12 protein-coding genes and 1 pseudogene are annotated in these 11,990 nt (G+C 73.1%); all 13 read right to left on the bottom strand.

The window, feature by feature from the left end; genetic code table 11:
• Positions 1 to 26: 26 nt before the first annotated feature.
• Positions 27 to 782, bottom strand: coding sequence for a ribonuclease activity regulator RraA (locus FHR37_RS05490; protein ID WP_092883175.1), 756 nt, complete (start codon positions 780 to 782; stop codon positions 27 to 29).
• A gap of 3 nt (positions 783 to 785) precedes the next feature.
• Positions 786 to 1,361, bottom strand: coding sequence for an LURP-one-related/scramblase family protein (locus FHR37_RS05485; protein WP_092883176.1), 576 nt, complete (start codon positions 1,359 to 1,361; stop codon positions 786 to 788).
• Complete coding sequence (locus tag FHR37_RS05480) at positions 1,358 to 1,690, bottom strand: DUF2469 domain-containing protein (protein WP_092883177.1); 333 nt, start codon at positions 1,688 to 1,690, stop codon at positions 1,358 to 1,360. The genes FHR37_RS05485 and FHR37_RS05480 overlap by 4 nt, the downstream gene beginning before the upstream one ends.
• Positions 1,691 to 1,929: 239 nt before the next feature.
• Positions 1,930 to 2,571: pseudogene (locus FHR37_RS05475) on the bottom strand (ribonuclease HII); the annotation flags it as partial.
• Between the two features lie 15 nt (positions 2,572 to 2,586).
• On the bottom strand, positions 2,587 to 3,516 hold the full coding sequence (gene lepB, locus FHR37_RS05470) for a signal peptidase I (RefSeq protein ID WP_237768739.1): 930 nt from the start codon (positions 3,514 to 3,516) through the stop codon (positions 2,587 to 2,589).
• Positions 3,517 to 3,539: 23 nt separating this feature from the next.
• Positions 3,540 to 3,899, bottom strand: coding sequence for a 50S ribosomal protein L19 (gene rplS, locus FHR37_RS05465; protein ID WP_092883180.1), 360 nt, complete (start codon positions 3,897 to 3,899; stop codon positions 3,540 to 3,542).
• 220 nt (positions 3,900 to 4,119) lie between these two features.
• Positions 4,120 to 4,935: a tRNA (guanosine(37)-N1)-methyltransferase TrmD gene (gene trmD, locus FHR37_RS05460; RefSeq protein ID WP_092883181.1), complete on the bottom strand. Its 816-nt coding sequence runs from the start codon at positions 4,933 to 4,935 to the stop codon at positions 4,120 to 4,122.
• Positions 4,932 to 5,537 carry a ribosome maturation factor RimM gene (rimM, locus tag FHR37_RS05455; protein ID WP_092883182.1) on the bottom strand — a complete coding sequence of 202 codons (606 nt, stop codon included), beginning with the start codon at positions 5,535 to 5,537 and terminating at the stop codon, positions 4,932 to 4,934. The genes trmD and rimM overlap by 4 nt, the downstream gene beginning before the upstream one ends.
• Before the next feature lie 144 nt (positions 5,538 to 5,681).
• Positions 5,682 to 5,936 carry an RNA-binding protein gene (locus FHR37_RS05450; protein ID WP_092883183.1) on the bottom strand — a complete coding sequence of 85 codons (255 nt, stop codon included), beginning with the start codon at positions 5,934 to 5,936 and terminating at the stop codon, positions 5,682 to 5,684.
• 3 nt (positions 5,937 to 5,939) lie between these two features.
• Entirely contained in the window at positions 5,940 to 6,416 is a 477-nt protein-coding gene (gene rpsP, locus FHR37_RS05445; protein ID WP_092883184.1) for a 30S ribosomal protein S16, read from the bottom strand.
• Between the two features lie 256 nt (positions 6,417 to 6,672).
• On the bottom strand, positions 6,673 to 7,767 hold the full coding sequence (locus FHR37_RS05440; RefSeq protein WP_092883185.1) for an amidohydrolase family protein: 1,095 nt from the start codon (positions 7,765 to 7,767) through the stop codon (positions 6,673 to 6,675).
• Positions 7,764 to 9,386 (bottom strand): signal recognition particle protein, encoded by a 1,623-nt coding sequence (gene ffh / locus FHR37_RS05435; RefSeq protein WP_092883186.1) that lies wholly within the window; start codon positions 9,384 to 9,386, stop codon positions 7,764 to 7,766. Before ffh ends, FHR37_RS05440 begins: the two co-directional genes overlap by 4 nt.
• Positions 9,387 to 9,549: 163 nt before the next feature.
• A complete protein-coding gene (locus FHR37_RS05430; protein WP_092883187.1) occupies positions 9,550 to 11,988 on the bottom strand; it encodes a [protein-PII] uridylyltransferase in 2,439 nt (812 codons plus the stop codon).
• Positions 11,989 to 11,990 lie beyond the last annotated feature (2 nt).

Raw genomic sequence — 11,990 nt, 5'->3', positions numbered from 1 at the left:
TGGCCAACTGAGTGCGGGGCAGGAGCTCAGACCTGGGGCGGGTGGTCCTTCGCCCAGGCGCGGTAGCGCTCCCGGGTCTGTTCGTTCGGCGGGTAGACCCCGGGCAGCGCCGCCCCGGCCTCGATCTCCGCCTGGACGAACTCCTCCAGGTGCTCCTGCGCGACCGCGTCGCGGGCCACCTCAGCGGCCAGCTCACGCGGGACGCACACCACGCCCTCGCCGTCACCGACCAGTACGTCGCCGGGATACACCGGAACCTCCGCGCAGCCGATCGGCACCTGCAGGTCGACGGCGTGGTGCTGGACGAGGTTGGTGGTGGCCGACACGCCCGCGGAGTACGCCGGAAGACCCAGCGTGGCGAACGTCGGCGAGTCACGGACCGCGCCGTCGGTGACCACGCCGGCCGCGCCGCGGCGCAGCAGCCGGGTGCCGAGGATGCCGCCCAGGGACGCCGCCCGGCCCTGCCCCCGGCAGTCCATCACCAGCACCTGCCCGGGCCCGACCGACTCGACCGCCTTGCGCTGCGGGTGCTCGGGGTCGGCGAAGACGCCGAGGACGTCGAGGTCCTCCCGGGCCGGGATGTAGCGCAGCGTGAACGCGGTGCCGACCATTCGCGGCGCCTGCGGGTTCAGCGGCCGCAGGCCGGCGAGGAACGTGTTGCGCAGGCCGCGCGACATCAGCTGGGTGGTCAGGGTCGCGGTCGACACCTGGCGCAGCGCGGCAAGCGTCTCCGGCGCCAGTGGCTCGGTGCCGGCGGGCCGGGACTCGCGGACGTCGGTCATCGGTCAGCGGTCCTGCAGCGCGTCCAGGGCGACCGCCATCGCGCACGCCAGCCGCCGGTCGAGTGCGGGGTCGCGCACGGTCACGTCGTAGCGGTCGCGCAGCCCGAACCGGCGCTCGACCGACATCACCGGCCGGCCGTCCTCGGCGGCGAAGTCGAAGTGGTACGGCAACGGTAGGGAGTCCTGCACCCGGCGCAGGATCGCGAACAGCTGGCTGCGTTCGCGCCCGACGCACTCCCCCACACCCGGCTGGGACAGGTGCCAGGTGGAGCGGAGCAGCGACCGGCGGAAGTCCTTGCGGAACGACCCGACCGGCGAGCCGTCCGCGGCGGTCACCTCGTAGGTCGCGCCGAGGTCGACGACCGACCGGGCCTTGAAGCCGAACAGCGGCGTGTCCGTCCCGTCGCCGGCGTACAGCGTGACCTGTTCCCGGAACGCCATCCGCTTCTGCTGGGCCACGGCGACCAGGACGTCGTCGGTCCAGATCTCGTAGCGGTTGACGGTCAGCCGCAGCTGCTGGCGTACCTCGAAGTGATCGTTGGATCCGAACCTGGCCTGGAAACCGCTCGGGTCCGTCACCGGTCGCCGCCGAAGGGGCCGTCGTCCTTGGGCACGTCGAAGTCGCTCTTGGCCAGCTCCTCGACGTTGACGTCCTTGAACGTCACCACCTTGACGTTCTTCACGAACCGGGCAGGGCGGTACATGTCCCACACCCAGGCGTCGGACATGGTGACCTCGAAATAGGTCTCCCCGCCCTCGCTGCGGACCTTCAGGTCGACGTGGTTCGCGAGGTAGAACCGGCGATCGGTCTCCACGACGTACTTGAAGATCCCGACGACGTCGCGGTATTCGCGGTAGAGCTGGAGCTCCATCTCGGTTTCGTACTTCTCGAGGTCTTCGGCGCTCATCGCGCGCGCTCCCCTCCCCGAGCTCGGTTCCCCGTCGTCACGCTCACCAGGTCCTCGCAGTCGGTCGGTTGGTCGTCGGCCGGCCGGTCGCCGCCCGGAACGGAGGCCGTCCCGGCACCATTCTGGCCCATGACGCTGGACCCGCCCGGCACGGACCCGGCCGGGGCCGATCCGTCCGTTTCGTCCCCGGCTTCCCACTCGTCCGGCGAGGCCGGAACCGGTCCGCTGCGGGCGGCTCCCGCGGCGCGCCGGACGTTGATGTAACGCAGCCGGTGCTCCGGACACGGTCCGTACCGGTCGAGCGCTGCCTGGTGGTCGGCCGTGCAGTAGCCCTTGTGGGTGGCGAAGTCGTACGCCGGATAGTGCTCGGCCAGCTCGCACATCAGCCGGTCGCGGGTGACCTTCGCGATCACCGAGGCGGCGGCGATGCAGGCGATCACCCGGTCGCCCTTCCAGACCGCGAGGCCCGGGGCGCCGAGCCCGTCGACCGGGAAGCCGTCGGTGAGGACGTACGCCGGCCGGGTGTCCAGCGCGAACAGCGCCCGCCGCAGCGCCTCGATGTTGACCCGGTGCATGCCGAGCCGGTCGCACTCGGCGGGGGGTACGACCACCACGGACCAGGCGACCGCCCGCCGGACGATCTCGGCGTAGCAGCGCTCGCGGGCCGCGGCGGTCAGCAGCTTGGAGTCGGCGAGCCCGCGTATCTCACCGCGACTCCCCTCGGGGAGGATCACCGCCGCGGAGACCAGCGGGCCCGCACAGGCACCCCGCCCGGCCTCGTCGACGCCGGCCACGGGGGTGAGTCCGCCACGGACCAGGGCGCGTTCGTACGCGTAGAGGCCGGAGTCTCGCCGGACCACCACTCGGCGTACGGCTGGCATGGCCTGACCTCCCGGTCAGCGATCCGCCCGGGACCGGCGGCGGCGTCGCGCCAGCCCGCGCCGCAACCCGGCGAGCGGGAACACGACACCTGCACCGGCCAGGACGGGCACGGCATCGGTCAACGGAGAAGTCGGGGGAGAACTCAGCGAGCCGGCCGGCGCACGGGGACCACTGGCCAGGCCGGCGTCGCCGTAGGCACCCGGCCGGGTGAGCAGGTCGACCCGGTCCAGCGGCCACACGATCACGAACGCGCGGCCGACCACGTGGTCGATCGGGATGGTTCCGCCACCGGGGTCACCCAGGTGGGAACGGGAGTCGGCGGAGGCGGAGCGGTGGTCGCCCATCACCCACAGCCGGTCCGCCGGGACGCGGATGTCGAACGCCATCGCCGACGGCGGGTCGCCCGGGTGGAGGTAGCCGCCCTCGGTGATCGGCTTGCCGTTGACCGTCACGCGGTTCTGCTTGTCGCAGCAGACCACGTGGTCACCGGGCAGGCCGATCACCCGCTTGATGAAGTCCTTCTCGCCGACGGTGGAGAAGCCGAACAGCTCGCCCACCCGGTGCAGCAACTTCTGCACCGACCCGCTGGGCGGAGCGAGGTCGACCTCGCTCTCCCAGGAGTCGGCACCGTTGAACACGATCACGTCGCCGCGCTGGATCTCGCCCAGGCGGTACGACAGCTTGTTGACGAGCACCCGGTCGCCGGGGACGAGGGTGTTCTCCATCGACTCCGACGGGATGTAGAACGCCTGGACCAGGAAGGTCTTGATCAGCAGCGCGAGACCGAGGGCCAGGACCACGAGGACGGGGAGCTCGCGCCAGAAGGAGCGCTCCTTGCCGTGGTTACGCCGGGCCTCGCCCTTGTCCGACCCGTCGTTGGACCCCACAGTCGACGCCCTCCCGGTTGCCGGCTCGCGGCCGGCAGCGATCTCCCGTTCATCCACCCGTCGAGCCTAGTCCGACAGGCTCAGTGCGCGGCGGTGGACTCGCGCTTCTCCTTGATCTTCGCGGCCTTGCCGCGCAGACCACGGACGTAGTAGAGCTTCGCGCGGCGCACGTCGCCGCGGGTGGCGACCTCGATCTTGTCGATGATCGGGGTGTGCACGGGGAACGTGCGCTCCACTCCGACGCCGAAGCTCACCTTGCGGACCGTGAAGGTCGCCTTGAGCCCGGCACCGGCACGCCTGAGGCAGACGCCCTGGAAGACCTGGATCCGGCTGCGGTTACCTTCGACGACCTTGACGTGCACCTTCAGCGTGTCGCCGGCCTGGAACGCGGGAACGTCGCTGCGCAGGGAGGCGGCGTCGACGGCATCGAGCGAACTCATGTCTTCTCCTCGTGGTGCCACAGGTCACCATCGGTAGATGGTTGGTACGTGGTGATGCGATCGGGCCAGTGCCCGGGCGCTCCCCCTGAGGCAGGAACGCGTGTGGCTGGACCCGCAGGTGGGCAGCCAGCGGCCAAGTGTGGCATACCGAGCTGGGAACGCCCACAGCGACCCGGAAAGCCGAGCCGGTCCGCCCGGCTTGGGCGGGTCTCGGCCGGGATCAGCCGCCCGGCTCGTGCCCCGGCTCGTGGTCCGGCCCCTGATCCGGTTCGGCATCCTCCCGGGCCTGCTCCGCGATCACCTTCCGGTCCTGGGCGTCGAGCCCTCCCGCGGCCAGCCGGCGCAGCAGGTCGGGCCGGCGCCGCGCCGTCCGCCGCAGCGCCTCGTCCCGGCGCCAGCGGGCGATCCGTCCGTGGTGGCCGGACAGCAGGACGGGCGGGACCTCGCGGTCGCGCCAGTTCGGGGGCTTGGTGTAGACGGGGTACTCCAGGAGTCCGGCCATGGAGCCGGTGCCGTGGGACTCCTCGGTCAGCGACTCCGGGTTGCCGAGCACCCCGGGCAGCAGCCGGGCGACCGCCTCGACGATCACCAGGACGGCCACCTCGCCGCCGGCGAGAACGTAGTCGCCGAGGGACACCTCGTCGACCCGCATGCGACTGCCGGCGTACTCCACCACCCGCTGGTCGATCCCTTCGTACCGCCCGCAGCCGAACACCAGCCACGGCTCGGCGGCGAGTTCGGTGGCGAGGTCCTGGGTGAACGGCCGGCCGGCCGGCGTGGGTACGACGAACCGCGGCTGGGCACCGTCGGGCGGGGCCAGGGTGTCCAGCGCCTCACCCCACGGCTCGGGCCGCATCACCATGCCGGCGCCGCCGCCGTACGGAGTGTCGTCGACGGTGCGGTGCCGGTCGTGGGTCCAGTCGCGCAGGTCGTGGACGCGCAGGTCGAGGATGCCGCTGTCGACCGCCTTGCCCACCAGCGACAGCCTCAGCGGGGCGAGGTAGTCGGGGAAGATCGAGACGACGTCCAGCCTCACCGGGAACCCTCCGGTCCCCCGCCGGGCACGTCGGGCACGTCGGGCACGTCGGGCACGTCGGGCACGCCGTCAAGCTCGTCGCCAGGCACGTCGTCGTCCTCGACATCACCCAGGAGTCCCGGCGGCGGGTCGATCAGCACCCGCCGGTGCTCGAGGTCGACCTCCGGCACGATCGCGGCGACGAACGGCACGAGCACCTCGCCCGCGTCCGGCGTGCGGACGGCGAGCAGGTCCTGCATCGGCAGGTGCACGACCTCGGTCACCTCCCCCACGTTCTCCCCGGCGACCGTCACGGCGGCGAGCCCGACCAACTGGTGGTCGTAGAACTCGTCGGGGTCCTCGGGGCGCTCGTCGTCGGGCACCTCGGCCACCAGGTCGGTTCCGCGCAGCCGCTCGGCGCCGGTCCGGTCGTGTACGCCGTGGAAGTACGCCAGCAGCCGGCCGCTGCTCCAGCGCACCGCGTCGATCCGCAGCTCACCCTTGTCGGTGGCGAACGACGCGCCCGGCACGAACCGCTCCTCCGGCGCGTCGGTGCGCACCTGGACGGCGACCTCGCCACGGAGCCCGTGGGCACGGCCGATCCGGCCGACGAGCAACTCCATCAGACAGCCTCCGAGGGGCGGGACGAGCGGGTCACGACCGCGGCCGGGGCGCGGGCGCGAGGGGTCAGGACGTGCGAAGGGCCGGCGGCGCCGCGTTCGGCCGAACCGAACGGGACGCTGCCGGCCCCAGGCGTTGCTGTCTGGTCAGCGGCCGCGGCCGCTGCGCGCGCCGACCTCGACGAAGTCGATGCGCGGGCTGCGGCCCTTGTCGAGCGCACCGACCACCGTGCGAATGGCCTGCGCGGTGCGGCCGCGACGTCCGATCACCCGGCCGAAGTCCTCCGGGTGTACGCGGACCTCGAACGTGCGACCGCGCCGAAGCTCCCGCGTGCTCACCCGGACGTCATCGGGGTGGGCGACGATGCCGCGGACGACATGCTCCAGCGCCTCGACCAGCATGGATCAGGCCTCGCTCTCGCCCTGCGCGGCCTCGGTGCCGGCGGACTCGCCGGTGGCCTCGGCCTGGTCGGCGGGCTTGTCCTCGGCCTTGGGCTTGCGGGCCGCGGACTTCTTGCTGACGGCCTCGCCCTGCGGCTCGGAGTGAGCGTCGCGCAACGCGTCGTCGAACAGCGCACGCTTGTCGGCCTTGGGCGCCGGGACCTTCAGCGGCTCCGGGGCGGGCTCGCCCTTGAACTTCTGCCAGTCACCGGTGCGCTTCAGGATCGCGAGAACCGGCTCGGACGGCTGCGCCCCCACGGACAACCAGTGCTGTGCACGCTCGGAGTCGACCTCGATGAAGCTGGGGTCGCTCTTGGGGTGGTACTTGCCGATCTGCTCGATCGTCTTGCCGTCGCGCTTGACTCGCGAGTCGGCCACGACGATGCGGTAGTAGGGCGCACGGATCTTGCCCATGCGCTTCAGCCTGATCTTGACGGCCACGAGTGTGGAGTCTCCCTGTGTGGACGAAAGGGTGATCGGGCGGCGCCGCGTGGGGTGCGGAACCGACCTCTCGAAGGGAGCCGGCCGGCCGCGGAGGTGAGAGGGCTACGCGACTGACGGACTCGGCCGCCCATTGTGCCAGACGGGACGCCCGGCGTGGCCCGCACGGGTGCACCGAGCGGAACGACGAGTGGCCCGGACGCCGCGGATCGGGGTGAACCGGACGTTTCCCCCGCACCTTCGCCGGGCTCGGGCCCTACGCCACGACCCGGCCGCGCAGCACCACCCGGACGGGATCGGCCAGCGTGCGGAGGTCGGCCACCGGGTCGTCGGCGTAGACCACGAAGTCGGCCGGTGCGCCCTCCTCCAGCCGGGCCGGCCGGCCGAGCCACTCCCGAGCCCGCCAGGAGCCCGCCGCCAGCGCGTCGTACGCCGACATGCCGGCGTACTCGGCGAGCATCCGGATCTCGGTCGCCACCAGACCGTGCGGGAGTACGCCACCCGCGTCGGTGCCGGCGTAGATCGGGACCCCGGCCTCGTAGGCGGCCCGCAGCGTGCCGTCGACCCGGGCGTGCAGGTCGCGCATGTGCCGGGCGTACGCCGGGAACTTCGCCTCGCCCTGGGCGGCGTACTCCGGGAAGTTGTCGATCTGCCGGCGGGTCGGCACCAGCGCCACCTGCCGGCGGGCCATCTCGGCGATCAGGCCGTCGGTGAGGCCGGTGCCGTGTTCGAGGCAGTCGATCCCGGCGGCGAGCAGGTCGGGCAGCGCGTCCTCGCCGAAGACGTGCGCGGTCACCCGGGCGCCGAGCTCGTGGGCCTTCGCGATCCCGGCGGCCAGCGCGTCGCCGGGCCAGCAGGGCGCGAGGTCGCCCACGCCCCGGTCGATCCAGTCGCCGACGAGCTTGACCCAGCCGTCGCCGCGCGCGGCCTGCTCGGCCACGGTGTCCACGAGTTCGAGCGGCTCGATCTCGGTGCCGTAGTTGCGGATGTAGCGCTTGGTACGGGCGATGTGCCGTCCGGCCCGGATGATGCGGGGCAGGTCGTCGCGGTCGTCGATCCAGCGGGTGTCGGCGGCGCTGCCCGCGTCCCGGATCAGCAGCGTGCCGGCGTCGCGGTCGGCGACCGCCTGCTGCTCCTGCACCGGCGGCGGCACGGCGCCGTCGGCGTCCAGGCCGACGTGGCAGTGGGCGTCCACCAGGCCGGGTACGACGTAGCCCTCGCCGATCAGGTCGGCGTCGCGCACCGGCGTGTGGCTGATCCGCCCGTCCACGACGTACAGGTCGCGGTGTTCGCCCTCGGGCAGGACGACACCGCGTACCCGCAACGCACCCTCAGAGCGCGTGCCGCTCACTTGCCGTCTTTCGGCAACAGGTCGCGCAGCTCCTTCGGCAGCTCGAAGCCCTCCGGCACGTCGGCCGGGGAGTTGAGGTCGGGCAGCCCGTTGCCGCCGAACGCGGCCGGGACGCCACCCTGCTCCTCGCCCTGCTCACGGACGGCCACCGCGTCGGCGGCCTTCTGTGCCCGCTTGGCCGGGTTGCCGGAGCGTCCTCCGGCGCGCTGGTTGCCCTTGCCCTTCTTGCCCTTCTTGCCCTTGCGGTTGCCGCCACCGCCCATCGCGCCGCCCATGCCCGGGATGTTGGGCATCCCCGGGATGTTGGGCATGCCCTTGCCCTGGCTGAGCTGGCTCATCATCTTGCGGGCCTCGAGGAACCGCTCCACCAGCAGGTTGACGTCGGAGACCGTGGTGCCCGAACCGTTGGAGATCCGCAGCCGGCGTGAGCCGTTGATCAGCTTGGGGTCGTCCCGCTCGGCCGGCGTCATCGAGCGGATGATCGCCTCGATCCGGTCCAGCTCCCGGTCGTCGATCTGCTCGACCTGGTTACGGACGTCGCCGAGGCCGGGAAGCATGCCGAGGATCTTCGACAGGGAGCCCATCTTGCGGACGGCCTGCATCTGGGCGAGGAAGTCCTCGAGGGTGAAGCCGCGCTCGGTCTTGAGCTTGTCCGCGACCCGGGCGGCCTGCTCCTCGTCGAAGGCCTTCTCGGCGGTCTCGATGAGGGTGAGTACGTCACCCATCCCGAGGATGCGGGAGGCCATCCGGTCGGGGTGGAAGACGTCGAACTCGTCCAGCTTCTCGCCGTTGGAGGCGAACATCACCGGCCGGCCGGTCACGTGCCGGACAGAGAGTGCGGCGCCACCGCGCGCGTCGCCGTCGAGCTTGGACAGCACCACGCCGTCGAAGCCCACGCCGTCGCGGAACGCCTCGGCCGTGGTGACGGCGTCCTGGCCGATCATCGCGTCGACGACGAACAGGATCTCGTCGGGCGAGACCGCGTCCCGGATGTCGGCGGCCTGCTGCATCATCTCGGCGTCGATGCCGAGCCGGCCCGCGGTGTCGACGATCACCACGTCGTAGAGCTTGGAGCGGGCGTGCTCGATGCTGCGCCGCGCCACCTCCACCGGGTCGCCCACGCCGCTGCCGGGCTCGGGCGCGAAGACCTCGACCCCGGCGCGCTGGCCGACGACCTGCAACTGCTCGACGGCGTTGGGGCGCTGCAGGTCGGCGGCGACCAGCATCGGGGTGTGGCCCTGGCCCTTCAGCCACAGGCCGAGCTTGCCGGCGAGGGTGGTCTTACCAGCACCCTGCAGACCGGCCAGCATGATCACGGTCGGCGGGGTCTTGGCGTACCGCAGGCGACGGGTGTCGCCGCCGAGGATCTCGATGAGCTCCTCGTTGACGATCTTGATGACCTGCTCGGCCGGGTTGAGGGCCTGGTGGACCGAGGCTCCCCGCGCCCGCTCCTTGAGCTGCGCGATGAAGGCACGCACGACCGGCAGCGCGACGTCGGCCTCCAGCAGCGCGATCCGGATCTCCCGCGCGCTGGTATCGATGTCGTCGTCGGTGAGCCGGCCCTTGCCGCGGAGCCGCTTGAACGTCGCCTCGAGGCGATCCTGAAGGGTGGCGAACACGGTGGCAGTCTGGTCCTCGTTAGACGTGGTGGGGTCCTGGCCAGGGTAGCCGTCCGGGCGCCCGCGGTCGGCGGCGCCGGAGGTTTGGCGTTGATCTCACCCGGTTTCGGTAGGTCGTCCCCACTGTGTCACCGCGTCGTGCCCCTGTCATCCGGGGCCGCTGTCATCGGGGCTCTGGATCAAGCGCCGCGCGGACCGACTCGGCCACCCTCGCCGCGACGGCCTCCTCCAGCGGGCCGCCCAGGGGCCGGGTCAGGTAGAAGACGTCCACCGCGTTGTCCGCCCAGGTGCTCACGTGCGCGGACCGGACCGAGCACCCGGCAGCGGCCACCGCCGCGCAGACCTGGTGGAACAACCCCGGCCGGTCGTGGGCGCGTACCTCCAGCACCGTGGCGGCGGCCGACGCGCCGGGCTCCACCCGCACGTCGGCCGGGCGGCGTGCCGACCGCGCGGCGTGCGCGGCGTCCATCCTGGCCACCCGCGGGGCCACCCGGTCACGGCCGGACAGCGCGGCGTCCAGGCGTTCGCGCAGCACCGCGGGGTCGGGCGGCTCCCCCGCGACGGTCCAGATCGACACCCCCACGTCGCCCTCGGTGTGCCCGTCGGCGTAGACCCCGGTGTCGTCCTCGACCCGAACCTCGGTGTGTACGGATGCCGAGCGCACCGACAGCCGGGCGAGCGCGAGTACGCCGGCGACGGTGGCCAGCGACCCCACCCGGCCGGGCGCGACGACGGTGATCCGGAACGGTTCCCCGTCGACGTCGGGCGGCTCGACCACGACGCCGGGCAGCTTCTCCCGGGCGAGCGCCCGCTGCCACTGCGCGAGCGGACCCGGCGCCGGTACCTGGCCGCGTTCGAGGTGCCGGCGTACGTGCCCGACGAGCCGGCCGACCAGCGCGGCCCGCCACGGCGTCCAGGCCGCCGAACCGGTGGCCCGGGCGTCCGCCTCGGTCAGCGCGGCCAGCAGGTCGAGGGTGTCCGCGTCGCCGACCACGGCGGCGACTCGGCGGATCGTGGTCGGGTCGTCGAGGTCGCGGCGGGTGGCGGTGTCGGCGAGCAGCAGGTGGTGGCGGACGAGCAGGACGAGGGTCTCGGTGTCGGCCTCTCCGAACCCCCACCTCGGTGCCAGCCGGGCCGCGATCTCGGCACCGGTCACGCTGTGGTCGGGTGCCGGGCGTGCCGGGCGTCCGTCGCGGCTGTCCCGACCGCCCTGACCGACGGGCCCGCCCTTGCCGAGGTCGTGCAGCAGCGCGCCGACCAGCAGCAGGTCCGGCCGGTAGACCCGGCGCACCAGCCGGGACGCCTCCACGCAGGTGTCCAGCAGGTGCCGGTCGACGGTGTGCCGGTGCACCGGGGAGTACTGCGGCGCGCACCGCACCCGGTCCCACTCCGGCACCAGGTCGTTCACCAGCCCGGCCTGGTCGCAGGTCTCCCACACGGCGAGCAGGTCCGGGCCGGTGCCGAGCAGCGCGGTGAACAACCGGCGCGCCTCCGCGGGCCACGGTGTCGGAAGTGTGCCGGGGGTGTTCCCCAGCCGGTCGGCGGTGTGCGGCGCCAGCAGCAGCCCGTGGTCGGCCGCCGCGTACGCCGCCCGCAGCGGCAGCAGCGGGTCCGCGCCGACGCGTGCCTCGGGCGCCAGCACGACCTCGCCGTCGACGGCGGCGACACCGGGCGCCAGCGGGGTGAGGGCCGGGCCGGGACGTGGGCGGGTACGGCCGGTACGGCGGCCGGACCGGCCGGCGAGGGCCCGTCCAGCTCGCCGCCAGGCGATGTCGGCGGTGTGGCTCATGGTGCGGCCGAGGTGGTAGACGTACCGCAGCAGCGCGTCGCGGTCGGGCAGTCCGCAGCCGGCCGCCACCTCCGCCTGCAGGTCGGCGCGCAGCCGGTCGGTGGGCCGCCGGCCGCCGACCTCGTGCAGCACGTCGCGTACGTCGAGCAGACCGGACCGCAGCCGGGCGACGTTCGCCTGGGGTACGTCCACCAGCCAGGTGGCGGCCAGCGCCCGCATGACGACACCGTCGCGCAGCCCGCCGCGTGCCTCCTTCAGGTCCGGTTCCAGCAGGGCGGCGATCTCGCCGACCCGGGCGGCGCGTTCGCGGCAGCTCTGCTCCAGCTCCGGAAGCCGGCGTGGCGCGGTCCGCCGCCAGTTGGCGAGCAGCGTGGTCCGCAGCTGGATCGTCAGCGCCGCGTCGCCGGCCACGTGCCGGGCGTCCAGCAGGGACAGGGCGGTGCGCAGGTCGGCGGCGGCCGCGTCGGAGGTCTCGGTGATGGTGCGGACGCTGTGGTCGAGGGCCACCCGGTCGTCCCACAGCGGGTACCACAGGCGCTCGGCGATCCCGGCGACGTCGGCACAGCGGTCGTCGTACAGCAGCAGGACGTCGAGGTCGCTGGCGGCGGACAGTTCCTCCCGGCCGTAGCCGCCGAGCGCGACGACCGACACCCCGCCGGCGGTGGGCGGGGTGCCGGTCTCGGCGAAGGCGTCGGCGAGCAGCGTCCGCAGCCGCTCGTCGGCCGCGTGGGTGCGCGCGGCCCGCGAGCGGCCGACCTGGGTCAGCCGCTCGCGGGCCGATGGCGCCGGCGAGAACGCGGGGGTGGGTGGCATCG

Source organism: Actinopolymorpha cephalotaxi (assembly GCF_013408535.1).
GTDB lineage: Bacteria > Actinomycetota > Actinomycetes > Propionibacteriales > Actinopolymorphaceae > Actinopolymorpha > Actinopolymorpha cephalotaxi.
The sequence above is the reverse complement of the archived record's forward strand: the minus strand, read 5'-3'. Positions and strand labels throughout refer to the sequence as shown.